The following is a 24,515-nucleotide window of genomic DNA, read 5'->3' as shown; positions in this document are numbered from 1 at the left end:
GGAGCCGGGAACAGCTCCCGCCTGACCTTGCCAAGGCGATCAGGCTGCGCTTTCAGACGCCAGGAAATCCTGAGCGAAACGCTGCAGTACGCCACCGGCAGAGTACACAGTGACTTCTTCCGCGGTATCCAGGCGGCAGATCACCGGCACCCGGTCTACTTCACCGGTTTTGCGGTGAATCACCAGCTCGAGCTTGGCGCCCGGCGCGGGTTTGCCTTCCACGTCGTAGGTTTCGGTACCGTCCAGCTGAAGTGTGTGGCGCGTGGTGCCTTCCTCAAACTGCAGCGGCATCACACCCATACCAATCAGGTTGGTGCGGTGAATCCGCTCGAAGCCTTCAGCGACGATGGTCTCTACACCCGCAAGGGCAACACCCTTGGCAGCCCAGTCACGGGAAGAACCCTGCCCGTAGTCTGCACCGGCAATGATGATCAGCGGCTGCTTGCGCTCCATATAGGTTTCAATGGCTTCCCACATACGCATGGTTTTGCCTTCCGGCTCCACCCGGGCCAGGGAACCCTGCACCACTTCACCGTTTTCATCCCGAACCATTTCGTTAAACAGTTTCGGGTTGGCGAGGGTCGCGCGCTGGGCGGTCAGGTGGTCGCCACGGTGGGTGGCGTAGGAGTTGAAGTCTTCCTCCGGCAGGCCCATCTTGTGCAGGTATTCACCGGCTGCGGAGTCCATCATGATGGCGTTGGACGGCGACAGGTGGTCTGTGGTGATGTTGTCCGGCAGAATCGCCAGCGGGCGCATACCCTTGAGCGCGCGCTCGGCGGCCATGGTGCCTTCCCAGTATGGCGGGCGACGGATATATGTGGACTGCGGGCGCCACTCGTACAGCGGGCTCTTGGCCTGCTCGGCTTCATCCAGGTTGAACATCGGGATGTACACCTGCTTGAACTGCTCCGGCTTCACGTATTCCCCGACAATGCGGTCGATTTCTTCATCGGACGGCCACAGGTCTTTCAGGGTGACCGGATTGCCATCCTTGTCGTAACCCAGGGCGTCCTGTTCGATATCGAACCGAACGGTACCGGCGATGGCATAGGCGACGACCAGCGGAGGTGACGCCAGGAAGGCCTGTTTCGCGTACGGATGAATCCGGCCGTCGAAGTTCCGGTTACCGGAGAGAACGGCGGTGGAATACAGGTCCCGGTCGATGATTTCCTGCTGGATTTTCGGGTCCAGGGCGCCAGACATGCCGTTACAGGTGGTGCAGGCATAGGCCACGATACCGAAGCCCAGCTTTTCCAGTTCCGGCAGCAGGCCGGCTTCTTCCAGGTACAGGCGCGCAACCTTGGAGCCCGGCGCAAAGGAAGATTTCACCCACGGCTTACGCACCAGCCCCAGCTCGTTGGCTTTCTTGGCCAACAGGCCAGCCGCCACCACGTTGCGAGGGTTCGAGGTGTTGGTGCAGGAGGTGATGGCAGCAATAATCACCGCGCCATCGGGCATCAGGCCCTTTTTCTCTTCTTCCAGTGCCTTGTCCAGATTCACGGCAATGCCACGATCGTGCAGATCGGACGTAGCGACACGGCGGTGCGGGTTGGACGGGCCGGCCACATTACGAACCACGGTAGACAGATCGAACTCCAGCACGCGCTCGTACTGGGCCTCGGTCATCTCGCTGGCCCACAGGCCGGTTTCCCTGGCGTACTTCTCAACAAGGTCTACCTGCTCTGGCTCACGGCCGGTCAGCTTCAGGTAATCAATGGTCTGCTCGTCGATGTAGAACATCGCGGCCGTAGCACCGTATTCCGGGGTCATGTTGGAAATGGTGGCCCGGTCGCCGATGGTCAGGCTCGACGCACCTTCGCCGAAGAATTCCAGGTAGGCACCGACCACACGCTCCTTACGCAGGAACTCGGTAATCGCCAGAACAATATCGGTGGCGGTGATGCCCGGCTGGCGCTTGCCAGTCAGCTTCACACCCACGATATCCGGCAGACGCATCATGGACGGGCGGCCCAGCATCACAGTTTCCGCTTCCAGACCACCCACGCCTACGGCGATAACACCCAACGCATCAATGTGCGGCGTATGGCTGTCGGTACCCACACAGGTATCCGGGAAGGCAATCGGGTGACCGTCTTCATCCGGGCGGTTCTGAATCACTGGCGACATCTTTTCCAGATTGATCTGGTGCATGATGCCGTTACCAGCCGGAATCACGTCCACATTCTTGAACGCGGTGCGGGTCCAGTTAATGAAGTGAAAACGGTCTTCGTTACGACGGTCTTCAATGGCGCGGTTCTTCTCGAAGGCATCCGGGTCAAAACCCGGGGCTTCCACGGCCAGGGAATGGTCAACAATCAACTGGGTCTGAACCACCGGGTTGACCTTGGAGGGATCACCGCCCTTCTCGGCAATAGCATCGCGCAGGCCGGCCAGGTCCACCAGGGCGGTCTGGCCCAGGATGTCATGGCAAACCACCCGCGCCGGGTACCAGGGGAAATCCAGGTCGCGGCGACGCTCAATCAGCTGCTTGAGGGAATCGGTCAGCGATTCCGCATCACAACGGCGCACCAGCTGCTCCGCCAGAATCTTGGAGGTATAAGGCAGCTTGGCGTAAGCGCCCGGCTGGATGTCTTCCACCGCCTGGCGCGTATCGTAGTATTTCAGTTCCGTGCCCGGCAGGGCTTTACGGTATTGGGTATTCATAGTCTCTCTCAGCTCCGCTTGTCGATGGGCAACCAGTCCTGGTGTTCAGGGCCTGTGTACTCAGCGCTCGGGCGGATAATTCGGTTGTTGGCGCGTTGCTCTTTCACGTGGGCGGTCCAGCCGGATACCCGGGACATCACGAAGATGGGCGTGAACAACTCGGTCGGAATGCCCATGAAGTGATAGGCCGAGGCGTGGAAGAAGTCGGCGTTACAGAACAGCTTCTTCTCGCGCCACATGACTTCTTCACAGCGGACGGAAACCGGGTACAGCACGGTATCACCGACTTCTTTGGCCAGCTTTTCAGACCACTTTTTGATAATGGCATTGCGCGGGTCGGATTCGCTGTAGATGGCGTGTCCGAAGCCCATGATCTTCTCTTTTCGTTCCAGCATGCCCATCAGGCCGGCTTCGGCCTCTTCCGGGGTCTTGAACTTCTGAATCAGTTCCATCGCCGCTTCGTTGGCGCCGCCGTGCAGCGGGCCGCGCAGGGAGCCGATAGCACCGGTCACGCAGCTGTGGATGTCAGACAACGTGGAGGCGCATACACGGGCCGTGAAGGTGGAGGCGTTGAACTCGTGCTCCGCGTACAGAATCAGGGAGACGTTCATCACCCGCTCATGCAGCTCGCTGGGCTTCTTGCCATGCAGGAGCTCCAGGAACACGCCACCAATGGAATCGCATTCGGTATTGGCGGTATCAATGCGAATGCCTTCGTGGGCAAAGCGGTACCAGTAAGTGATGATGGCCGGGAACACCGCCAGCATGCGGTCGATCTTGTCGTCCTGCTCGCTGAAATCCTGTTCGGTTTCCAGGTTACCGAGCATGGAGCAACCGGTACGCATCACATCCATCGGATGCGCGTCCTTGGGGATCTGCTCCAGCACCAGCTTCAGGGCTTCCGGCAGGCTGCGCAGGCTCTTGAGCTTGGTTTTGTAGGCATCCAGCTCAGCCTGGTTCGGCAGTTTGCCTCGCAGCAGCAGGTAAGCCACTTCTTCGAACTGGGCGTTGTCAGCCAGATCAGTAATGTCGTATCCGCGGTAGGTCAGGCCGGTACCGGTTTTGCCAACGGTGCACAGGGCGGTTTCACCAGCTACCTGGCCACGCAGGCCAGCGCCACCGAGTTTCTTTGCTTCAGCCATGTTGGTCTCCCAGATTCTCTGTTTATATTTTGTTCAGTTTAACGCAATCAGTCTTTTTTCTGAGCGAACAGCTGGTCCAGCTTCTGCTCGAAATCGTGGTAGTTGAGGAAATCGTACAGCTCCATACGGGTCTGCATCAGGTCAACCACGTCTTTCTGGTCACCTTTTTCCAGAATGTTCTGGTATACCGTCAACGCTGCCTTGTTCATGGCACGGAAGGCGCTCAACGGGTACAGCACCATCGCGGCGCCAGCGTCTGCCAGTTCTTTACGGTTGTACAGCGGCGTGGCCCCGAATTCCGTAATGTTGGCCAGAATCGGCGCATCGATCGCCTCGGCGAACGCCTTGTAATCGCTCAGTTCGTGCACGGCTTCCGCAAAGATGCCATCGGCACCGGCTTCGATACAGGCTTTGGCACGGTCAATCGCCGCGTCCAGACCTTCCTTCTGAAACGCATCGGTACGGGCCATGATGAAGAAGTCTTTGTCTTCACGAGCATCGGCTGCGGCTTTAATGCGGTCTACCATTTCCTCTTTGGAAACGATTTCCTTGTTCGGGCGGTGGCCGCAGCGCTTCTGGGCGACCTGGTCTTCAATGTGTACGGCAGCGGCGCCGGCACGCTCCATCTCCCGAATGGTACGGGCAATGTTAAACGCCCCGCCCCAACCAGTATCGATATCGACCAGCAGCGGAACATCAACCGCGGCGGTAATCCGGCGCACGTCTTCCACCACGTCATTCATGGTGGTCATGCCCAGATCCGGCAGGCCATAGGAGGCGTTCGCTACACCACCACCAGACAGATAAATGGCCTGGTGCCCTACCCGCTCGGCCATCATGGCCGCGTAGGCGTTGATGGTACCAACAATCTGCAGTGGCTGGTTTTCTTTCAGGGCCTTACGAAAACGGGCGCCCGGGGAGAGTTTGTTAGCCATGGGAATTTCCTCTCTTATCAGATGGTGAGAACGCCTTCTTCGATTTTCTTCTCGATGTTCTGGCGTGCTGCATTAATGTGTCGTTTCATCAGGAATTCGGCGAGTTCGCCATCGCGCTGGGCAATGGCCTCGACGATACGGCGGTGTTCACCCAGCGCCAGATGGGGGCGCCCGGCCGAGGTGCTTAACCGGTAACGGTACATCCGCACCATGTAGTAAAGATCGCCCAGGAGCATCTGGGCCAGTTTGGTATTGCGACTGCCGGTGGCAATTCGGTGGTGGAAATCGTAGTCACCCTCGGCCTGGTAGTAGGCCTGGCCCTGAGCTTCCTCAATCATTTTTTCGTGACTATCGAGCGTGGCCAGGAGATCACGGATTTCTTCATCGGGCATGCGTTCAGCTGCCTGCCGGGCTGCCAGCCCCTCCATGACTTCACGGATTCGGTACAACTCCAGAAGCTCTGCGGCACTAACGGAAACCACCTTCACGCCGGCGTGAGGGCGCCTGACCAATAATCCACGGGATTCAAGGCGGCCCAACGCTTCACGCAGCGGGCCTCGGGTAAGGTTAAAGCGGGAACAGAGCTCGACTTCGCCGATTTTTTCGCCCGGCGCCAGATCGCCCTTAACAATCGCCGTTTGCAGACAATCAAAGGCCTCATCGGCGCGGGTTTGGGTTTGCAGCTGTGCCTGAATCATGCTTTGTTAACAATCCAGAGGATATTTATCGTGAAACTACGCCTGCATCCCCTGATTGTCAACAATTGTGAGTTAGGCTTAAGTATGATTGTTTACAGATCCTGCAAACCTTGCGCGTGCAGTACGAGATTGCGAACACGTCGCCCCCAGAATGTGTTCGGGGGCGCACTCCAGGCTCGCCGATGCAGGACTATCAGTGCCTGCGGGTCTTCCAGCAAAAGCGAAAGCCGGCCCTTTTCGATTCCCCGGTAGCCTCGGCTGACACAGACATCCAGCTCACCCTCAATGACTTCTTTCTTCAGGCCCTTGGCGCTGCGCCCGGCAAGGTGGCGGTGCAGCCGATTGACCGCAGGGATCAGTACCGCCTGTTCCACCGGTGTGAGAGCAACCTCACTCTCTGCCTCCTCTCGAAAGCCCCGTGCATCATCAAGCATCGGCATACGGGTTCGCTCCTCAGGTGTTAACAATAAGCCCCTGCGACTCAGGGACTCACCGCTGCTTGACCGGCTCAACCAAACCGTTGTTGGCGCTGCCAGTGCCAGAGGGACAGACACGGGTAATGACCATAAAAAGAACATCGGGTCCAGGGTCCAGGCAAAGGCCGACCAGGCACTACCGATGATAAGTCCGGGCAGATGTCGCACAGCAGCCTCCCGCCAACCGGTCTCCTCGGTACGATTCTGGCCTGCCCAACTCAGCCGAACGTTTAACAGGGCCGAAACAACGGAATGACTGTGGGCAAGCATCCGGATGGGGGCAAGCAACACTGAGACGACGATTTCAAGCAACACGCTCGACAACAACCTGAAAAAGCCGCCAAATCCACTCAGAGCACGATGGACGACGACGTCAACAATTGCCAGAAACTTCGGCAAAAACAATAGCGCCATGGTGCTGACGACCAGGGTAATGGCCCATGTCGGCCGCCATTCTGGCCATAAAGGAAAGGGGCTCTCACGCCCGTCCGGAAAATAATCGATAGGCGCGATGGTCAGTTGCACAGCAGCAATCGTTGTCAGGACCAGGAACAACAACCACAACGGTGACGACGCGTACGCCATGATGCCATTCAAAAAAGCAAAACGATGTGCCAGGCGCAATCGAGGCGAGAATAGCATCAGCGCTGCGTGCTGCAGATTCCCTTTCGACCAGCGCTGATCTCGGGCAAGTTCGTCATCAAGCGTGGGCGGAGATTCTTCATAACTGGCCCCCAAAGCCGGTTCCAGCCAGACTTCATACCCTGCTCTCCCCAGAAACGCCGCCTCTACGAAATCATGGCTCATGATCGGCCCTTGCCAGATACCAGCGCCTTTGAGCTTTGGCAAACCACAATGCGCCATAAATGGAGCAACGCGTATCACAGCGTTGTGGCCCCAGAATGCAGCATCCCCCATCTGGATGGCAGCCAGGCCCGTGGCGAAAAGCGGCGAGTAAAGCCGATTGGCAAACTGTTGGATACGAGCAAACGCAGAGCGGGCGTTAATAATGGTAGGAGCAGTCTGAAGGATACCAACCTGCGGTTCCCGGTTCATCACCTGCACCATGGTCCGAATAGTCTCACCGGCGAGGAGGCTATCGGCATCCAGAACGACCATATACTGATACTGACTTCCCCAGCGCCTCAAGAAATCAGCCACGTTGCCGCTTTTGTAGTTGAGATTAACCCGACGCCGGCGATAGAAGAGTCGACCCTGAGCGCCGAGCTCTTCCACCAGTTTCAACCAGACCTGCTGTTCTTGCAGCCAGACATCAGGATCCTGACTGTCTGAGAGAATATAAAAATCAAAATCATCCAGGCGGCCTGATCGCGCCAGATCGAGGTAAATGGCTTTGAGCCCCTTCAGCGTCCAGCTTACCGGCTCGTGATACAACGGCATGACAATTGCGGTTTTCGACAGCGGCGTTGCCGCCAGCTCATTCTGAGTATGGCGCTTCAGTAACGATGCCCGATCTCCGCCCAGCAAGCGCAGCAGGAAACCGTATACCGCGATCCAGAAGCCAAAGGCAATCCAAAGGTAAAGTACCGCGAAAACAGCAACGATCAGCCACTCCACCACGTTGCCGCCGTGATAAGGCAGCACCTGGAGCAGAAACCAGGATGCCAGCCCCGTCTGGCCAGCCACAAACGCAGTCAGCACCAGGCGTCGGATCGTCGCCTGCAGGTGCCAGGGGCGGGACACAGTCGCTGACTCAGTCATCGGTGAAATACCCGATACTGCTGCGGCGAATCGGCGGTGCTACCGGCGGAAGACTTGGCTCATCCAACTCGAAGTAGTCAGGAATGCGGGCCAAAAGGTCCTCAAACCGAACGCTGTGTTCGTTTCCAGCGACGCCGTCCGCGAGTAAGGCCAGTGCGCCATTGAACGTTTTTCGGTCGTTACTGGCGCCACTCAATTCAAGGTACACCAACAGCTTTCCCAGCAACTGGTAAGAGGTTTGCGCGTCCATACGATCCTCCAGGATCAGGGTTCTGCCCGCAGGCCTGTCCCGGGCGGCAAGGAATAGCTCCACGTCTCCGTGGCGACCTCATCATCCACCATCAGAAAACCCCGCAGCTGAAGTATCTGATCCGGCGCGGGCTTGGCCAGGATCGACAATCGCCAATGATTCTCTGGCGCTACCCACTCGACAAAGTGTTCAAGCACCTCAACACCCTCGCCCCCGGTCACTTTGCTGACTACGGGAGACTCCGCGTTGAGCTCCGACAAGGGACCGCCAGCAAAATCCACCAGGATCCGATAGGCACCGGCCTGATCACCGCCGCCTATACGATCCCCTGCGCCGACGAAGGTGTTTACCACTTTTCCGCCAGGATGTGGCGCCACGCCGGGACCGCCGAACTGAATCGAGTAGTTCAGATCCCGTGACGTGCCTGCAGACACTTCACCTCCCGGACTCCAGAACGCAACAATATTGTCATTGGTCTCGTCGTCCGTAGGTATCTCCACCAGAACCACATTTCCTTTCCCCCAGTCCCCCTCGGCGCTCACCCAGGCGCTGGGCCTGCGCTCATATCGGGCCTCCAGATCTTCGTAGTGACGAAACTCCCGATCACGCTGAATCAGACCAAAGCCGCCAACACGACGGACACTGTGGAAACTTGCGGCAAGTCGATCCGGGTTCATCAGGGGGCGCCATAGCCACTCGCCGGTAGCATCATCATGGATTAACAATCCGTCCGAATCGTGCACCTGGGGGCGCCACTCACCAAGCGGCCTGGGAGTATGTTCCCCGTAATAGAACATCGAAGTGAGTGGTGCGAGCCCCAGCAACTCGATGTCTTCCCGCATAAACAGGCGGGCTTTCACATCTACCCGGGTCTGCTCCCCGGGGTAGACCGTGAACTCATAGGCCCCGGTCAGGCTTGGACCATCCAACAATGCGTAGACACGAACATGGTCGCTGTCGGGAGCGGGGCGCTCCAACCAGAACTCCGTGAAATCAGGAAACTCCTCACCGGTCGGCAAACCCGTGTCTACAGCGATACCCCGCGCAGATAGCCCGAAGGAGGTTTCCTTACTGACGCCGCGAAAATAGCTTGCGCCCGCGAACACCAGGAACTGATTGGCTACGTCGGGACCATCAAAAGGGAACGTCAACTTGAGCCCGGCGTACCCGAGATCGGCCGGCACCCGTTTTCTGAGCGCCTCGTCGTCGACATTGAACAGACTCTTATCGAACGACAGTGGATGGACGCCCTCGCTGTCCACTACGTGGATGCTTACTGGACGGGTGTAAAATTTACCAGCGGGAATGAGCATTACCTGGAAACGGGAATTCCCTTCTCGCCAGAGGCTTTTTGAAGGATCAAAGCGGATAGACTGGTATTCGTCGTAGCTCAGGCCTGCCATGAAGTCGGGAATTCCAGGGACCGGCTCGTACGCCGCACTCGCCTTCGATTTCGCTTTTTCCACAACATCCTGAAACTGGAACGCCTGGGCATAAAGGGGAGCAAACAAGAACAATCCCAGAACCACCAGACCTACTTTCCCTGCGTGCATCGTTTCCTTCCTCGGTTCACGGTTTGTCCATTCAATGTAGCACCGCGCCCGAGGGCTGCTACAAGTGACAAGTTCGTAAGCGAATCGAAATCAAATGAAACGACGTGAGACAGAGCAGCTTCAGATCTGCAAGCTCATGGTAAAGCGGACATCCGGTTGATCAGGTACGGTTATGGCATCTGTGGTTGTGTTCAGCACCCGCCCCAGGCTGACATCGGCGCTGAACTGCCGCGCAGATAGCCCCCATGAGAGCTCTCCCGACGTCACATGCCCCGCCTGATGCTGCTGAAATGACTCATCGGGAATCCAGCCGCGCAGAACAGAAAGACGAACACTCGACGAAAACCGGGGAAAGAACGGAACATCGAATTCCGGGCTACGGCTACCCAGGCGCAGCCACCCACCTTCGGCTACGCTAAGTGACTGGCCATTGAAACCCGCCACCAGTCCAGACCCGGCGACCCTCAGGTGCTGAGAACCCGGAATATCGGCAGACGCCAACTGGTATTCCCCGTCCAGTCCCCAGTGCCAGGCCAGTAACTCTCGGTCAAGCGATGCACTGAGAACCATGCGCCCAAACTGCTCTTCACGCCGCCCCTGTTCCGAATCGGTCGCACGCTCTATCTCGGCCTCAATACCCGTGACCGCGCGCAGTCCGCTGCTCAGGTCAAAACCACCGTACAGATTGTGATGTCCGTTCGCCTCAAACCCCACAGTCGATAACTGGTAACTGGAACGATGCACTTCATCCGTTCTTCGGGTCCAGTACTGGTTTACGGAAGAGTATCCGGCACGGCCGAGGAACTGATAGCCGAACGTAGAGAACAGGGCCCGCCTGCCGGTGATAGTGAGATCCCGGGTGCGCCCTTCTTTCTGAAAACGGGAACCGTCTGCCCTGGACACCTCTTCATAAGCGGTATTCCGGAGTTCAATATCCAGATGGTTACGCCCTACCGGAAGGCCATAACTGAAGCCGAGTACTCGGCGCTCATTGCCCACCCGATAGGTCTTGGCGTCACTGTAGCGGACGCCGGCACGATGATTCGCCCAGAAAAGACCATTCAGGCCCACGTTCAGCGCCCCATCCCGATGATCGGTGTCCCGGTTGGTGCGCCCGGAAAACTTCATCTTGGAGCGCAGCCAGTGTTCACGGGTCAGCTTCAGACTGTTCTCGGGAAGCAACGCCTGCCGGCTGGTTTCCGGGGTATCACCATCGAGCGCCGTCTCTGAACCGTAGGCTGGCAGACACCAGCTCGCTGTCGCGCACAAAAACAGTGCAGACAATGAGAAGTGACGAACAGGCAGTTTGAAGATCAATGGCGGCACTCTGGAAAACCCGAAGCAATGTCAATTTCATGTAAACCCATTAATTCGGTGCAACTTTAAAAGATAGGCCGCTCTCAGGCCACCATTATCATCATAAATTTACAAATTTAATGTTACGTAAAATCATGTAGTTAAAAGCGGGAGTGAAACAATTTTCTAGGCATTTCAGTCACCCCGGACAGATCGGAACCAGTCGACAGAATTACCAGAAATCAACACTCGGAAATGAAACCCTCCAACTCGGCATACAACTTGGTTACACTTGGCACGCTTTGTGGGTAAACAAAGCGGTAAACCACCTGATTAAGGACGAACAATCATGATCAAAAAGTGCCTCTTCCCGGTTGCCGGATACGGCACCCGTTTCCTTCCGGCCACCAAGGCCATGCCCAAGGAAATTCTGCCGATCGTTAACAAGCCACTGGTGCAGTACGGGGTGGAGGAAGCCGCAGATGCCGGCATTCATGAATTCGGCTTTGTCACCGGCCGCGGCAAACGCGCCATCGAAGATCATTTTGATATCAGTTACGAACTCGAGCACCAGATTGCCGGTACCGGCAAGGAAGGCCTGCTTACCTCTATCCGGGATCTGATCAACAACAACTCTTTTGCCTTCACCCGTCAGAATGAAATGAAGGGACTGGGCCACGCCATCCTGACTGGCCGCAACCTGGTAGGCGACAACCCGTTCGCGGTTGTGCTCGCGGATGACTTCTGCGTGGGCCCGGAAGATGGTGACGGCGTTCTGACCCAGATGGTCAAACTGTATAACCAGTTCCGCTGCTCCATTGTGGCCATCGAAGAAGTACCGGAAGACGAAACCCACAAGTACGGTGTGATTGCGGGTGAATCCATGAAGGATGGCCTTTACCGTATTACCGACATGGTGGAGAAACCGGCACCGGAAGACGCGCCCAGCAACCTGGCGATTATCGGGCGCTACATTCTGACCCCGGACATCTTCGACATTATCGAGCGTACACCGCCGGGTAAGAATGGTGAGGTTCAGATTACCGATGCCCTGCTGGAGCAGGCGAAGAATGGTTGCGTGCTGGCCTACCAGTTCAAAGGTCAGCGTTTTGACTGCGGCAGCATTGACGGTTTCGTGGAGGCCACCAACTTCGTGTACGAGAACATCTACAAGAAGGGAAAATAGAGGCGACCCGGGCCCTTTAGCGCCCCAATAGCTGCAACACCATGCGCTGGTTATCTGCACTTGCCTTGCGGAACCGGCGCAGCAGCTCGGTTTCGTCATCACTGAGCTGGATTCGATTGATCTCCTGCTCAAGCTCTTTCAGCGCCACTGACAGATCATCACTGTTGCTGAACGCCAGCCCCGGCAGTTCCAGTTGCCCATCTTCACCGTCATCGTCCATATCCAGCAGACGTTCCAGCGGTGTTTCGGTTTTCAGGCAAAAATCCAGCAATTCACTAACCCCAGGGTACCCTCTCTGGCGTGCGTCCGTCGCCTCCCAGCTGCGGACACGGGCCTCGTCCACGCCACACATTTCGGCCACATCCCCCAGGGACAACTGGCCCTGCTCCCGAATACGACGCAGACGACGGTTAAAAGATTGCAGGTACCGCATGGCTCCGTGCCCCTGAAAAGTTGGCCGAAAAAGTGAATCAAACCGGAAATGTATCGTACATATAGCTTTGGACACAATCTGCCTATACTGAAACGAACAACGAACGAGCAGGTACCACATGGCAAATGACGCACTGGACACCGATAACGCCTGGGATCTGGTACTCAGCGCGATCAACCGGAGCAATATCACCCTGCCCGTGCCCGGTTCTGATCAACCCGCGGTGAAGATCAACGGCAAAAGCTGGGAACTCATTCAGCCAGCCACCGAGCAGGCACGAAACCTGTTGTCGCTGTTTCTGCCCTTGTGTCAGCCCGTCAGCAGGAACAGCCGGGTGATCGGCCAGCTTGGCCAGAGCCTGGATGGCCGGATCGCCACGGTTACCGGCTGCTCCCGGTTTATCAACGGTGACGACGGCATTACCCACCTGCACCGAATCCGTGCCCTGTGTGACGCCGTGGTGGTCGGTGCCGGAACGGCCAGCACCGACAATCCGCGCCTGACCGTGCGCAGAACCTCTGGCCGCAACCCGGTGCGCGTCGTGATCGACCGTCGGCAGCGGGTGCCGGCCAGCCACCATCTGTTCACCGACGGAGAAGCCCCTACCCTGCATCTGATTGCAGGTGACTATCAGCCAGGCCGCAAATCGCTGGATCCGGCCGGGGTTACCACCGTGCCCTGCCTGGGCTCTGTTGAAAACAAAGCCCCTGTTTCTCCCGAACGTATCCTGCAGGTGTTACAGGATTTTGGACTTCGCAAGATTTTTATCGAGGGCGGTGGCGTTACCGTCTCGTCCTTCCTGAAGGCGGGATTACTGGACCGCTTACACGTGATGGTTGCCCCCATGATCATCGGCAGCGGCCGGCCTGCGTTCTCCCTGCCGGAGATTGACCAGCTGGATGAGGCGCTTCGCCCAAAAGCCCAGTTGGTGAATCTTGGTAGCGATATGCTTTTTGATCTGGCATTCGACACCGCCAAACCCTGATTACCGGCGGAACAACAGCGCCAGGGCACCCGGCAGACTCACCAGAAACACCGCCGCACCATAGCCAACACTCAGCGCCACGCCCTGCTCTGCCGGCAGCCCTACCAATGGCCACAGAATAGCCGCCACGCCCTCTCTGACGCCCCAACCAGACACCGTTAACGGGACCACCATGGCCAGTAACAGTAGCGGGCACAGGGCCACGACCAACAGCCAGGGTGTGCCGTCGGCAAACAAGTCCATGCCCGTGGCCATCAACATGAACACCGCCATATAGGTCAGGAAAACCAGAACCGAGGTACCAACCTGCACCAGGGCATTCCGCCAACCCAGAAAAGCCCGACGCACATCCCCGCGTAATCGTCGGACATAACGCCTGAACCGGGCCCCGAACCCCGTCATAGAGACCAGCAAAACCCCGAGCACGGCCAACGCGGGCAGAATCAGCCAATAGCCCACCAGGTTCAGGGATACGCCTGCGTCACTGAACTGGCTATTTAACTGCCCGGTCCACCAAAGCCCGGACACCGCAATCAGTACAACCGGTACCAGCACCAATTGGCCTGACAGGCGCTCCAGCACAACCGCATGGACAATCGCCAGTTGCTGCAAACGCTTCGCCGAACGGCTGTGGCGCCAGGCTCGATTTACGTCCCCCATCACGCCCCCGGGAAGCACCTGATTCAGAAACCCGGCCAGGTAATACTCCCGAAAGGCAAAGCCAAAACCCATGGCTACACCGAGCCGGTTCGCGGTATACCGCCAGCGCCAGGCCGACAGTGCGATCTGAATCAGCGAGACCACCAATACCGCAAGGACGATCGTTGGCGGAACCATCGCCAGCCTCTGGGCTAGCCTATCGATGTCGACGAATACAAAAACAATCCCCAGGAGCAGCAAGGTGACGCACCAGCGAAACACCCCTCGCCCAAAGCCGGGGACCGGCCTCTCCGGGTTCAGACCTGCTTCGGCCATGCCAGCAGATCCGTATGGCTCACGGTAATGGCGAGGGCGCCGGTATCCAGCTGTTGCCGACGGGTTTCGAGCCAGGATTGGATATCGTTCGCCTGTTCCGGCTGCTGTTCTGTGGCAGCCTCCGCCCAGCCCTCAAGCAACATAGCGGCGAGGCTGGCCTGCTCACCCGTCAATACCCAGGGACTATCTGCCGTTTGGATGTGATAGCCCTTGTCAGACATCAGACGGCTCAAACAGGCCGTGGCGTCCGGGCCGAGCGCAGCGCCACTGCCCTTCTCCCGATGTTGATGGGCATTGACCAGAGCGCGCAGTGTGTCATCGAAGGGATGAGCAGGTTCCAGAGTAAAAAAGCCGCTGTAAGTGATGACGACCAACAATGCCGCCTGACGTTTGGCCACCGCTGCAGACAAGGCGCTCAACCAGGGTTCGGAAACCAGGTCGATCAAGGCCGAAGACGTCACCAGGTCCGCGTTTTCGGGCAACGCCGTACTGAGGTTATCCTTCGTCAAGACTATTGTTTCCAGCACAGCCGGTGCATCCAGCTTTTCAACCCGCTGAAGGGCGACCCCGGCCAGGGTTTGGTCCGGCTCAACCAGCGTCCAACGCTGGGGTACCGGTAGTCTCGGGCAAAGGTAGACAGGATTGGAGCCCCGACCGGTACCGAGATCCACAAGATGAAGGGGCGCCCCCGGTTTGCTACCCGACGCCCGACAGTCATATCGTTCGGTAAGCCATTCGGTGAGTCGGGCCGTCAGCCCCTCATCACGGGCCTGGTGATCGGCGGGCTCCCTTGCTTCCAGCCAATCCGCGGGAAATTGAACCGGGTTACGCGGCCTGCCCTTTTCCAACCCGGCAATGAAATCTTGCGCGGTTTCAGACCAGCGACGGATCTCGCACCGGGCCTGCATAGCGCCAGCGACCAGCGATTCAACGGCATCCGGTTCGGCAATCAGCCGGGTCAATCTGGTGGCCAGAGCCGCTACATTGCCTGCCTCATACAACTCAACCCCTGGTTTGGCGCCAGTCGAAGCCAGCGCGCCACCGTCGGAACTCAACACCGGCAGACCGGCGGCGAGGGCCTCATCGATGACCATGCCATAGCCCTCGTAGAGCGAGGGAAACACAAACAGATCGGCTTGCTGATAAGCCTTCAGCACATCTGCTTCTCCCAACTCACCAGCAAACTCAACACGGCTTTCCAGCCCGGATTCACGGACCAGGGCACGAACCCCCGAGGCATAATCCGTGGCTCGCCCGGCACTGCCAACCAGTCTCAGGCGCCAGTCCAGATGTGTGAGTTGAGCAAGCGCCTGAATCAACTGGTGTTGCGCTTTTCGTGGCGACAGATGACCGACACACAACAGGTGAATCGCCCTGGTGGCATCACGCCGGTTGTTCCGGGGCGACTGCTGAAAAAAAGCGTAGTCGACAGCGGGCAAGGCAGTGGTCACCCGCGCCGGCGTCACTCCGAATGCCTGCAGCCGTTCCGCCGTGTAGTGACTGGTGGTAAAAACGGCGCCGACACAGGCCAATGCCGTCGTTTCCGAATGCTTGAACCACGCCTGTTCCTGCTCACTCAGGCCGTTCTCATCCGCCAGCGGGTGATGTACCAGCGCCATCAGGTTCAACCGGCTCTGGTGCCGCTGTAAAACCTCAGGCAGGCCGCTCATCGCCAGTCCATCCAGCACGACCCGGGTTCCGTCCGGCAAGCCCGCAAGGAACCGATCCAGCGACTGCCGGGCAAAGTCATCCGGTTTGGGAAACGTTCCCTCCAGCCCGGCCAGCTTTACCGGAATGCCCGCCTTGACCAACGCCTCGACCAGGCGCCGAACATAACGGTAACCGCCGGTGTTCTGGCCGGGGTCTCCCGGCACCACGAACCAGAGTTCAGATGCCGGCATGGTAGCTGGCCCACGCGATGTGCGACTCGCTGAGGGTCACTTTCAAGCTGACCACGCCTTTACCGTCCTCACCCAGCCGGCCGGCGTGAATGGCCGCCGCCATGCGGTCGAACACCACCTTGGCCATGAACTCTGTGGTGGTGTTTCGTCCCGCAAACTGGGGAATATCATCCAGGTTCTTCATGTTGAATTCCGACAACACGTCCTTGAGCAGCGCCGAAGCCTGCCCAATGTCGACAATCAGGTCGTTGTTGTCGAGTACGTGGCGTTCGAAAGTAACATCCACCACATAGGTTGCGCCGTGAACGCCCTGTGCAGGCCCGAAGATCTCACTGTTAAAGCTGTGGGCGATCATCATGTGATCACGAACGGTCAGGCTGAACATAGTCTCTCCCTGGTTAGTAAACAATTCGGTGGCAGAGCGCATCGGCGCCCGGCATCAGAATATTTCTGGCGACTTGCGGAAGCTGTTCAAAGCGTGACTCTCCGCTGATCAACGCATCCAGAGCCGGCTCTGACAGCATGGAAAGCGCCAGTTCCAGGCGGCGGCGATGATTCCAGCGCGGTCTGTGCTCCGGCGATAGCTGGCCCACCTGGCTTGATTTCAGAGTCAGCCGGTTCGGGTGAAAGGCGTGTCCCAGCGGCACGGAAACAGGCGTGTCTCCATACCAGCTCAGTTCAATCACCCGGGCATCCGTCCCCGCCAGCGACAAGGCTTTGGCCAGCCCCGAGGGGTGCCCGGAGGCATGAAATACCAGGTCACAGTTCTGGATGTCCGGCTCGGTAGTGAACCGCACCCCAAGGGCTTGAGCCACCGATCGTCGCCCTTCATTGGTATCAACCCCGATCAATTCCACGCCGGGAATGCGATTGACCAGCCAGGCCACCAACAAGCCCACCACGCCAAGACCAATCACCGCAATCCGGTCACCAACCGCAGGCTGCCCATCCCAGACTCCATTAACGGCGGTCTCCATGTTGGCCGCCAGCACTGCTCGCTCGGCTGGAACCTTGGCTGGCAAAGGCAGCACCGCGGATGCTGGCACCGCGTATCGCTGCTGGTGAGGATAGAGGCAGAATACGTTCCGCCCCAGGAGGGCTTCCGGCCCGTCCACAACCTCTCCTACACTGGCATAGCCGTATTTCACCGGAAACGGAAATTCGCCTTCCTGAAACGGTGCCCGCATTCTCTGGTATTCGTTTTCAGGAACCTGGTTGTTGTAGACGAGGGATTCCGTCCCCCGGCTGATGCCGGAATAGCGGGAACGAACGATCACATACGGTGTTTCAGAAGCGGGAAATGTCGGCTCGGGCACTGGCCCTAACCTGGCCTCCTGATACCCGGTAATCCAAAAGGCAGTGTTGTTCTCAACGTCCATGAATAGTCCATTTGATGAATGGCCGCGTACGCAAAAGCAGTCTCTCCAAACTATAGTCATAGAATGGGAGCTTGCTAACGCCACTCACAGGCTATACGGACGCAATGGCGTATGGATTCCACCAGCACCTCAATGAAAGGAAGTTTCAGCCCCATCAGTGATCTGATCCTGGGAATGCTGGGCCTGGCTGGCGTTTCGTTTTTTCTGGCCAAAGCCTTTGATCTGCCAACCGGCTTCTGGCTAATCACCTTTGCGTTCTATCTCGGGCAAAGTGTCCTTGTCCTCCGGCACTGGCGTTGGAGAGCCGACTTCGGCTGGGCCAACCGCGCCACGCTGCTGCGCTCGGTTCTGGTGCTGGCACTGGTTGGCTGGGCTCCGTTCCTCGGTGACCACTCCTCTTCAGCAGCCTCACCCGCGCTCTGGAGTTATGCGGTTATCAGCCTGATCGCCCTGTTGTTGGACGGTGTCGACGGAAAAATCGCCCGGGCAACAGGAAGCCATAGCGCCTTCGGCGCCCGTTTCGATATGGAGCTGGACGCGCTCTTTATCCTCGGGCTGTGCGTTGCCACACTGGCCCTGGAGAAAGCCGGTAGCTGGGTACTTGCCCTGGGCCTGATGCGCTATCTGTTCATGTTGGCCAGTTGGCCGCTGCCCTGGCTGAATAACCCGCTGCCAGACAGCTTCCGACGGAAGACCATCTGTGTCTGGCAGGTGGTCACACTGATGGTCGCCGTTGTGCCCATTACCCCTGCATTGTTCGCCAGCCTGACGCTCGGGCTCGCTCTGGCATTGCTTGCCTGGTCCTTTTATCTGGACGTGCGCTGGCTCTACCAAAGGAGACAAAATCATGAAACTGTCATTTCCTGAAGCTCTGACAACCTCAATCCTGCTGGCCACCGCTACCAGTGTATCTGCAGAGCCGGCTAAGTTCGAAGTGGACGAAGAGCACTTTTCCATGAGCTTTGAAATCATGCATATCGGTTATGCCCCGGTGATGGGCATGTTCCGGGATATTGAAGGCCAGTTTGAATACAACGAAGAAACCGGAGAACTGAATTCCGGGAAGCTGGTTTTCAAAGCCAGCAGTGTCTTTACCAACCACGATAAACGGGACGATCACCTCCGCAAGCCCGATTTTCTGGACGCCAGCAAATACCCGGAGATTACCTTTGTGGTGAGTGATTTTGAAAAAACCGGTGACAATACTGGCGTAGTGACCGGCGACCTGACCTTGCTGGGGCAGACCCGGCCGGTCGATGTGAATGTCACCCTGAACAAAGCCGCGGAGTATCCCATCGGCCATGAAGACTACACCCTGGGCATAAGCGCGGAGGCTGTCATCAACCGCAGCGATTGGGGCATGACCTACGGCCTGGAAAACGGGCTGGTGGGAGATGAGGTGCGGCTGCGCTTCGGCTTTGAGGCCATCAAAGACAGTGGCTGGTTCTGACTTTGAGAACCGCCTCTCAAAACGACACAAAACCTCCGCTATTCCGGCCTAAATTTTTGCCGTTTAGGACAATTCGACCCTATGGTTAAAAGTTAACCAAACCATCAATAACAATAACGGGGTCTGACAATGCCGTACCGGGCGTTAAGCCTAAGCCTGGCCATCACCGCCGGTGTGGCCGGCACCGTGTGGCTGCTCTCTGCCGAGAACGAGGGCAGTTTCCGGGGCCTGCTGCAAGACACCAACACTTCCGCGCCCCAAATGGTTACTAACCAGGACACCGTGGCTCCGGCCACACCTGCCGGGCCTGTTCCCGAGCCACCCTCTGAAAATGCGCTGGGCTTCATGCTGGCAAGTGTTGCAGAGGAATACCAACAGACCATTCGGTACCCGGATTATTCGGTGCCGCTGACCAAAGCTCAGGCAGAGGCTTACCAGGGCAACCGCTACCACCCGGTCGTGCTCCCGCTCGAGGGTGATGGCCGCTTTGTGGTGACGCTGGACAAATTCCGCTTCAGCCAGGGTGAGCCGATTCTGGTGGTGGCGTCACTGAATGGTCGTCAGGTGTTCGGCCAGTCTCTGTCCGCCACCCTGGAGACGGCCGGAGAGCGGGGCCGGGTAGCCTCTGCCGAGCTGGAGAATGCAGACCCCGGTTATTACCAGGGCACCGTCAGTTCCGATCATCCCCCCGGCGAGTACCGGTTGATTGTGGAGGCCCGGGTAGACGGCAAGCCCGTTCGACATGTGTCTTCACTGACCATCGAACCCGATCTGGGCAGCTTCGAGGGTCTGGAAACCGCCTATGTGTCTGGGAACGACCTCGTCATCCCTGTGCGCTTCGACCCGGAACAGTCTGGCTATTACGCCCTCTCTGCACAGCTCTACAGCGGCGAAACCCCGCTGGCCCAATTGCAACAGGAAACGTCTCTGGGCAGCAGCTCGGCCGTCATTCGCCTGAAAGCCCATGGCAGCGTGTTAGCCAATCGCGACATTCAGGGCACCCTGCAACTTAGGCATTTGCAGATACGCCGGTTACCCGCCGCCCCGGGCGACCGCACCGACTACGCCTTCGGTCCCGAGGAAGGCTATGAATTTTCACCGCCGGATCTGGACGGCCTCCAAAACCAGCCGGCGATGAATCCCGAATCAGAACAACGGGCTGCCCTGCTACGGCAGCTGGCGGACAAGTTCTGATAACACCACAACAATAAATCGGAAAGAAACGGAGCAACCAATGACAATGAAAAGAAGAGGATGCCTGACGAAAACCGCCCTCGCGACAGCGCTGGCTGGCGGCCTGTTTGCCACTGGCGCAAGTGCGCAGTTGGCCGGCCACAATGTGATTCTGGTTCACGGCTTCATGATGGATGATCTTTCCAATCCACCGGCCAACTTCCAGGAAGTCCAGCAGGCCGGCGAAGATAACTGGCGGGAATACTGGCTGAACCGGGCCGAAGCCCGTATCGACTGGGCCAGCAATGGCCGGGTAGAAGGCCAGATCGCCCAGCAGGCTTTTCAGCAACTGCGGCAGATCAGTCAGCAAGGGCTGTGTAATGACTACTGCGTTGTTGTTACCCATTCCACCGGCGATCTGGTAACCCGCCATCTGCTGGAAAACCAGGCGCGCTGGCTGCAATCGGAAGGCCTGCAACCGCTGAAAATCCTGGCAGTACTGGACATGGCCGGTGCCGGTGGTGGCACGGAACTGGCCGACCTGGCCGTGAGCATTGCCTACAACGACAGCTGGTACAACTGGCCGGTGAAACAGGCGGTCAAAGCCTTTACCGGCATTGACCCGGAGCCGGATAATCTGGGTGTGGTCAACGACTTGCAGACCAACGTTGCCCGCAACCTGGCCGTCAGCCCCAACAGCATTCCGCGCCTGCGGTTCGTTGGCGGTGGCTCATCCTACGGAGGTATCACCAAACCCTTTATTGATGGCACCGACGATGGCGTTGTTCCCACCCATTCAGCCTGCGGAGCAACCAGTGCCAGCGGTATTGATTCCTGCTCCAACAGCATCAGCCTGGCCGGTAAAGTCAGCGGACAGAACGGCCCGTCCGGGTTGTATTACAACCACTACCCGGTGCTGATGAGCGAGGGCGCCAACCATGGCGACGTGATCAATACCCAGACCGGCAACACCACTGTCCCCGTGGTGAACAACACCACTCTGAACGGCCTGCGTGTGGACTTTGCCAGCCGCACCTACAATCAGCGTGCGTGGTGGCAGTTCTGGGGCTCTGGCGACCAGTACATTGAAGTGCCAAACTCCAGCCAGACCAGTCTGTCCAATCTTGTATACACCACACTCAACAACTGATCGATCGTTGTTGCAAAGGCTCAGGGATGAGCCACTCCCTCGGTTTTCGCTGCTATCTTTTTTAATTCGCAAACTATAGATTGAGCCCTCTGATTTTTATTGATGCCGGTTCAATCATGTCTGACGCCCACAAATCCGATCTTTACCTGGTACTCGTTACCCTGCTGGCGGCGATTGGCTGGATGCTGTCTAAAGAGGCGGTTTTAATGATGCCGCCCCTGATGTTCATGGCGGCTCGCTTTCTGATTGCCGGCGCCTTTCTCGCTCTGCTGGCCCTGCCCTCACTGTTAAGGCTTACCCGGGACCAGATACTCCGAAGCCTGGGGGTGGGCTTTGTGTTCGGCATTGCCATGACCTGCTGGATCATGGGGCTGTATCACACCGACAGCATGGGCGAAGGCGCGTTTCTGACCAGCCTGGGCGTGGTGATTGTCCCGATCATTGCCCGTACAGTATTTGGCGAACAGCAACCTTTGAGCACCTGGCTGGCGATACCGATTGCGGTGGCCGGTCTGGCGCTTTTGTCCCTCGAAAACGGTTTCAGACCGGATCCAGGCCAGCTCTATTTCGTACTCGCTGCCACTATCTTTGCCCTTTACTTCACCCTCAATACCCGCGCCGCCAACCAACGCATCGTGGTCGACAAGCGAGGCAAAACGGTGGAGAAAAAGAAAGTGCCGGCACTGCCCCTGACCGCCATCGCCCTGCTCACCGTGGGGACTGTGACGTTAGCGGAGTCCGCTATCAGTGAGCGTTGGACTCACACCCTGACCAACCCCGAACCCATGCTCTATGTCTGGGTACTGGCCAGTGCCTTGATTGCCACAGCGGGACGTTTCCTGTTGCAGACCTATGCCCAGAGCCTGTCGGTGAACAGCCACGGTGTAGTGATACTGGTACTGGAACCGGTGTGGGTTGCTGTCTTCGCGGTTGCCTGGTTCGGCGAAACCATGACCCTGCTGCAAATAGCCGGCTGCGCGCTGATTTTTGCCGCGCTTCTGGTCAATCGCTGGAACGCCCTGAGCCGCGCCATCAAGGCCCTGATGAAAGCGAAAAATCCCCCGCAAAGAGGTTGACCAGGGCACCCGAAATCCGTATATTTCCACCCCGTTGCAGGACAGGACCATAGCTCAGTTGGTTAGAGCGCTACCTTGACATGGTAGAGGTCCGCGGTTCGAATCCGCGTGGTCCTACCAATCCTGCCAAGAAAGTCAGTTACTTACGGGCCTCGTGAGAACTGGCTTTTTTTATTTCCCGAAACTTTCCCAATATTTTCCCGAAACGAAGCGCTTATACAGTAGTCCGTTCACCGCCTCGGGAACTTCCATTTCGTGATTAGAGCAAGAATAAAGCTAGGGCTGTTCACTCGTAATGTGCGGCCAATCGAATTGTGCACGTAGAACTGCCAACTGCGTTGGTAGATATCGCGGTACTTGAGCCTGAAAGAAAGCGTTTGCAGCCTGGCACCAAAGTCTTCCACGTTCGCATCCGTCACTTCGTTCTTTATCGTGAACCCAACCAGAGTGACTTCTTCATTCACGCCAATCGCATGGCCTACCCCTGCCTCCGCCGCCTCGTGCACATGGTCGATTTCATCTGAAAAGGCGCATCGGATAGCGTCCTCGATTTCAGTGAACTGGAACCCTTCTACTCTACGACCGTTGTAGAAAACGAGGGTCTCATCAATGATTGCCGGCCCGAACCCCTTGTTGGCCAGATTGATCAAGCACTCTCTGTTCTGTTCCCGGGGATATTCGGACTGGCCGCGCTGAACGGGGCCGTAACTCTGTCTGCACTTACGGACTGGCAGATGAGATGAGCAGGCACAAAAAAACCGCCAACTCTTGCGAGGGCGGTTTCTCTGGGGGAATTTCTACGTATTAGCTTGAAAGATATCGCCTAATCGGAAATCTGTCAACTCCGTTCTAACTCAGGTGCGGGAGTGAAGTCATTACGTGCCTTGCGAGCCTTGTACCATCCTCGCAGTGTGGACAGTGCAGGTTTCTCGACAAACGAAGTGATGGCCTGAGCTCCGGCAAAGCTGACAGCCAACGCCAGGCCAATGCTGAACAGCGGCGACAAGCCAATGGCATAGCCCCATTCAATGATTCCATACCCGATGTTCTGGTGAATCAGGTACAGCGAGTAACTGATCGAGCCCAGCCAGACCAGGGCCCGCTGGTTCAGCCATTGCAAGCGACCAACGATCACCAGGGCGAACAGGCCGATCCAGATAGTGATGGCGACAGCGGTATCCACCGGAAAGCGGAGATACGCAAGGATCACGGCAGCCGCTACGCACACAACCGGGAATATCCGCGCCTGACCAGACCAGAACCGATAGAAGGAAATCCCGGCCACGAACAGCAGGTTGTACTGCAGCAACAGCGCCTGCTCCAGAATTCCCACATCAACACCAGTCAGCGCGTGCGCGTAGGACGCTGCCAGCCATCCAATGCAGATATAGTCCGTGAATCTCAGCAGGCCGCACACCATCGCCGCGAACGCCAGAATGTAGAACGCCAGTTCGATGCTCAACGTCCAGTAGACGCCATCCACGTGAGCATACCCGACGAACTCATGAAACATGGTGGCATTGACCAGAAGCGTCTCCCAGGACACCGCTCGGTCTGCCGGTCCGGCCAGGGACACAAACGCGAAGGTTGCAATCATGGCCACCCAGAACGGCGGGTATAGCCGGGAAAATCGACTGAACACGAAATCCATCGGGCGCTCGGATCGGGTAAGTGTCCAGAAAATAACAAACCCGGAAATGATGAAAAATAGATGCACGCCGGTTTCTCCCAGGTGCAGCCATTCCGGTATCGCAAAGGTGTGGCCGTATTTCGCTTCGTAGTTGTAGAGGAAGTGGAACAGCACGACCATCACGGCCGCTATCCCTCGAAGCGCATCTAACTGATATAAACGGCCCGTCTTCACTAAAACCTCCGTATTGTATGCATGTTCTGAGAATCGATACACTAATTTAGGCTATAAACCACTCAAGACATCCATTAATCGACACTACTGAAAGCATAAATCAAGCCATTTCCAGTCATCTATTTCAAAAATATAATGATAGAAAATATTATCCTTGCTACCGAATCAAACCTGTAAATATTATTGACGCATAATCTTGTGTGGCTA

Annotated in this window: 22 protein-coding genes and 1 tRNA gene; 8 read left to right on the top strand and 15 right to left on the bottom strand. The window is 57.5% G+C overall.

Annotated features, from left to right (window positions below):
- Positions 1–39 precede the first annotated feature (39 nt).
- From acnD to Q669_RS02540, 8 genes are all read right to left on the bottom strand, one after another.
- Positions 40–2,664, bottom strand: a complete 2,625-nt coding sequence (acnD, locus tag Q669_RS02575) for a Fe/S-dependent 2-methylisocitrate dehydratase AcnD (protein WP_022991116.1) — start codon at positions 2,662–2,664, stop codon at positions 40–42.
- An 8-nt stretch (positions 2,665–2,672) separates the two neighbouring features.
- Positions 2,673–3,806 (bottom strand): 2-methylcitrate synthase, encoded by a 1,134-nt coding sequence (prpC, locus tag Q669_RS02570; protein WP_022991115.1) that lies wholly within the window; start codon positions 3,804–3,806, stop codon positions 2,673–2,675.
- A gap of 47 nt (positions 3,807–3,853) precedes the next feature.
- Positions 3,854–4,741, bottom strand: a complete 888-nt coding sequence (gene prpB / locus Q669_RS02565) for a methylisocitrate lyase (RefSeq protein ID WP_011785149.1) — start codon at positions 4,739–4,741, stop codon at positions 3,854–3,856.
- A 17-nt stretch (positions 4,742–4,758) separates the two neighbouring features.
- Positions 4,759–5,439 (bottom strand): GntR family transcriptional regulator, encoded by a 681-nt coding sequence (locus Q669_RS02560; RefSeq protein WP_022991114.1) that lies wholly within the window; start codon positions 5,437–5,439, stop codon positions 4,759–4,761.
- Positions 5,440–5,531: 92 nt separating this feature from the next.
- Complete coding sequence (mdoH, locus tag Q669_RS02555) at positions 5,532–7,637, bottom strand: glucans biosynthesis glucosyltransferase MdoH (protein WP_036148488.1); 2,106 nt, start codon at positions 7,635–7,637, stop codon at positions 5,532–5,534.
- Positions 7,630–7,887: a hypothetical protein gene (locus tag Q669_RS02550; RefSeq protein ID WP_022991112.1), complete on the bottom strand. Its 258-nt coding sequence runs from the start codon at positions 7,885–7,887 to the stop codon at positions 7,630–7,632. Before Q669_RS02550 ends, mdoH begins: the two co-directional genes overlap by 8 nt.
- 14 nt (positions 7,888–7,901) lie before the next feature.
- Complete coding sequence (locus Q669_RS02545) at positions 7,902–9,440, bottom strand: glucan biosynthesis protein G (RefSeq protein ID WP_022991111.1); 1,539 nt, start codon at positions 9,438–9,440, stop codon at positions 7,902–7,904.
- Between the two features lie 120 nt (positions 9,441–9,560).
- Positions 9,561–10,766, bottom strand: coding sequence for a ShlB/FhaC/HecB family hemolysin secretion/activation protein (locus Q669_RS02540; RefSeq protein ID WP_036148485.1), 1,206 nt, complete (start codon positions 10,764–10,766; stop codon positions 9,561–9,563).
- 319 nt (positions 10,767–11,085) lie between these two features.
- On the opposite strand from Q669_RS02540, the gene galU reads away from it, so the two are divergent.
- Positions 11,086–11,922 (top strand): UTP--glucose-1-phosphate uridylyltransferase GalU, encoded by an 837-nt coding sequence (gene galU, locus Q669_RS02535; protein WP_011785155.1) that lies wholly within the window; start codon positions 11,086–11,088, stop codon positions 11,920–11,922.
- A gap of 16 nt (positions 11,923–11,938) precedes the next feature.
- On the opposite strand, the gene Q669_RS02530 is transcribed toward galU, so the two are convergent.
- Complete coding sequence (locus Q669_RS02530; RefSeq protein WP_022991109.1) at positions 11,939–12,355, bottom strand: helix-turn-helix domain-containing protein; 417 nt, start codon at positions 12,353–12,355, stop codon at positions 11,939–11,941.
- Between the two features lie 118 nt (positions 12,356–12,473).
- Here Q669_RS02530 and Q669_RS02525 point away from each other — a divergent pair, with 118 nt between their 5' ends.
- On the top strand, positions 12,474–13,340 hold the full coding sequence (locus Q669_RS02525; protein ID WP_022991108.1) for a RibD family protein: 867 nt from the start codon (positions 12,474–12,476) through the stop codon (positions 13,338–13,340).
- Here Q669_RS02525 and Q669_RS02520 read toward each other — a convergent pair whose 3' ends face one another.
- The 4 genes from Q669_RS02520 to Q669_RS02505 are packed head-to-tail and all read right to left on the bottom strand — an operon-like array spanning position 13,341 to position 17,595.
- Positions 13,341–14,315 carry a lysylphosphatidylglycerol synthase transmembrane domain-containing protein gene (locus Q669_RS02520; RefSeq protein WP_022991107.1) on the bottom strand — a complete coding sequence of 325 codons (975 nt, stop codon included), beginning with the start codon at positions 14,313–14,315 and terminating at the stop codon, positions 13,341–13,343.
- Positions 14,297–16,216, bottom strand: a complete 1,920-nt coding sequence (locus Q669_RS02515; protein ID WP_022991106.1) for a glycosyltransferase family 4 protein — start codon at positions 16,214–16,216, stop codon at positions 14,297–14,299. The genes Q669_RS02520 and Q669_RS02515 overlap by 19 nt, the downstream gene beginning before the upstream one ends.
- Positions 16,203–16,601, bottom strand: coding sequence for a 6-pyruvoyl trahydropterin synthase family protein (locus tag Q669_RS02510; RefSeq protein WP_022991105.1), 399 nt, complete (start codon positions 16,599–16,601; stop codon positions 16,203–16,205). Before Q669_RS02510 ends, Q669_RS02515 begins: the two co-directional genes overlap by 14 nt.
- A 13-nt stretch (positions 16,602–16,614) precedes the next feature.
- Entirely contained in the window at positions 16,615–17,595 is a 981-nt protein-coding gene (locus tag Q669_RS02505; RefSeq protein WP_022991104.1) for a zinc-dependent alcohol dehydrogenase, read from the bottom strand.
- Between the two features lie 111 nt (positions 17,596–17,706).
- Here Q669_RS02505 and Q669_RS02500 point away from each other — a divergent pair, with 111 nt between their 5' ends.
- The 6 genes from Q669_RS02500 (at position 17,707) to Q669_RS02475 (ending at position 22,564) form a co-directional block, all read left to right on the top strand.
- On the top strand, positions 17,707–18,462 hold the full coding sequence (locus Q669_RS02500) for a CDP-alcohol phosphatidyltransferase family protein (RefSeq protein WP_022991103.1): 756 nt from the start codon (positions 17,707–17,709) through the stop codon (positions 18,460–18,462).
- Complete coding sequence (locus tag Q669_RS02495; protein ID WP_011785163.1) at positions 18,443–19,045, top strand: YceI family protein; 603 nt, start codon at positions 18,443–18,445, stop codon at positions 19,043–19,045. The genes Q669_RS02500 and Q669_RS02495 overlap by 20 nt, the downstream gene beginning before the upstream one ends.
- A gap of 129 nt (positions 19,046–19,174) precedes the next feature.
- Positions 19,175–20,239 (top strand): hypothetical protein, encoded by a 1,065-nt coding sequence (locus Q669_RS02490; RefSeq protein ID WP_022991102.1) that lies wholly within the window; start codon positions 19,175–19,177, stop codon positions 20,237–20,239.
- Positions 20,240–20,279: 40 nt separating this feature from the next.
- On the top strand, positions 20,280–21,368 hold the full coding sequence (locus tag Q669_RS02485; protein WP_022991101.1) for a hypothetical protein: 1,089 nt from the start codon (positions 20,280–20,282) through the stop codon (positions 21,366–21,368).
- A gap of 116 nt (positions 21,369–21,484) precedes the next feature.
- Positions 21,485–22,444: a DMT family transporter gene (locus Q669_RS02480; protein ID WP_022991100.1), complete on the top strand. Its 960-nt coding sequence runs from the start codon at positions 21,485–21,487 to the stop codon at positions 22,442–22,444.
- 43 nt (positions 22,445–22,487) lie between these two features.
- Positions 22,488–22,564, top strand: a tRNA-Val gene (locus tag Q669_RS02475).
- 110 nt (positions 22,565–22,674) lie between these two features.
- Here Q669_RS02475 and Q669_RS02470 read toward each other — a convergent pair.
- A complete protein-coding gene (locus tag Q669_RS02470; protein ID WP_022991099.1) occupies positions 22,675–23,094 on the bottom strand; it encodes a hypothetical protein in 420 nt (139 codons plus the stop codon).
- Positions 23,095–23,282: 188 nt separating this feature from the next.
- Positions 23,283–24,308 carry an acyltransferase family protein gene (locus Q669_RS02465; protein ID WP_152525032.1) on the bottom strand — a complete coding sequence of 342 codons (1,026 nt, stop codon included), beginning with the start codon at positions 24,306–24,308 and terminating at the stop codon, positions 23,283–23,285.
- Positions 24,309–24,515: the final 207 nt, after the last annotated feature.

This window comes from Marinobacter sp. C1S70, from assembly GCF_000475355.1.
In the GTDB taxonomy this organism is placed as follows: domain Bacteria; phylum Pseudomonadota; class Gammaproteobacteria; order Pseudomonadales; family Oleiphilaceae; genus Marinobacter; species Marinobacter nauticus.
The sequence above is the reverse complement of the archived record's forward strand: the minus strand, read 5'-3'. Positions and strand labels throughout refer to the sequence as shown.

Excerpts from the sequence above, each read along its gene's own strand:
- mdoH (WP_036148488.1), bottom strand. The coding sequence starts at position 7,637 with ATGACTGAGTCAGCGACTGTGTCCCGCCCCTGGCACCTGCAGGCGACG.
- Q669_RS02520 (WP_022991107.1), bottom strand. The coding sequence starts at position 14,315 with ATGGCCGAAGCAGGTCTGAACCCGGAGAGGCCGGTCCCCGGCTTTGGG.
- prpC (WP_022991115.1), bottom strand. The coding sequence starts at position 3,806 with ATGGCTGAAGCAAAGAAACTCGGTGGCGCTGGCCTGCGTGGCCAGGTA.
- Q669_RS02550 (WP_022991112.1), bottom strand. The coding sequence starts at position 7,887 with ATGGACGCGCAAACCTCTTACCAGTTGCTGGGAAAGCTGTTGGTGTAC.
- Q669_RS02495 (WP_011785163.1), top strand. The coding sequence starts at position 18,443 with ATGAAACTGTCATTTCCTGAAGCTCTGACAACCTCAATCCTGCTGGCC.
- Q669_RS02490 (WP_022991102.1), top strand. The coding sequence starts at position 19,175 with ATGCCGTACCGGGCGTTAAGCCTAAGCCTGGCCATCACCGCCGGTGTG.
- Q669_RS02485 (WP_022991101.1), top strand. The coding sequence starts at position 20,280 with ATGACAATGAAAAGAAGAGGATGCCTGACGAAAACCGCCCTCGCGACA.
- Q669_RS02525 (WP_022991108.1), top strand. The coding sequence starts at position 12,474 with ATGGCAAATGACGCACTGGACACCGATAACGCCTGGGATCTGGTACTC.
- Q669_RS02480 (WP_022991100.1), top strand. The coding sequence starts at position 21,485 with ATGTCTGACGCCCACAAATCCGATCTTTACCTGGTACTCGTTACCCTG.
- Q669_RS02560 (WP_022991114.1), bottom strand. The coding sequence starts at position 5,439 with ATGATTCAGGCACAGCTGCAAACCCAAACCCGCGCCGATGAGGCCTTT.
- Q669_RS02505 (WP_022991104.1), bottom strand. The coding sequence starts at position 17,595 with ATGGACGTTGAGAACAACACTGCCTTTTGGATTACCGGGTATCAGGAG.
- galU (WP_011785155.1), top strand. The coding sequence starts at position 11,086 with ATGATCAAAAAGTGCCTCTTCCCGGTTGCCGGATACGGCACCCGTTTC.
- Q669_RS02515 (WP_022991106.1), bottom strand. The coding sequence starts at position 16,216 with ATGCCGGCATCTGAACTCTGGTTCGTGGTGCCGGGAGACCCCGGCCAG.
- acnD (WP_022991116.1), bottom strand. The coding sequence starts at position 2,664 with ATGAATACCCAATACCGTAAAGCCCTGCCGGGCACGGAACTGAAATAC.
- Q669_RS02500 (WP_022991103.1), top strand. The coding sequence starts at position 17,707 with ATGGATTCCACCAGCACCTCAATGAAAGGAAGTTTCAGCCCCATCAGT.
- Q669_RS02545 (WP_022991111.1), bottom strand. The coding sequence starts at position 9,440 with ATGCACGCAGGGAAAGTAGGTCTGGTGGTTCTGGGATTGTTCTTGTTT.
- prpB (WP_011785149.1), bottom strand. The coding sequence starts at position 4,741 with ATGGCTAACAAACTCTCCCCGGGCGCCCGTTTTCGTAAGGCCCTGAAA.
- Q669_RS02530 (WP_022991109.1), bottom strand. The coding sequence starts at position 12,355 with ATGCGGTACCTGCAATCTTTTAACCGTCGTCTGCGTCGTATTCGGGAG.
- Q669_RS02510 (WP_022991105.1), bottom strand. The coding sequence starts at position 16,601 with ATGTTCAGCCTGACCGTTCGTGATCACATGATGATCGCCCACAGCTTT.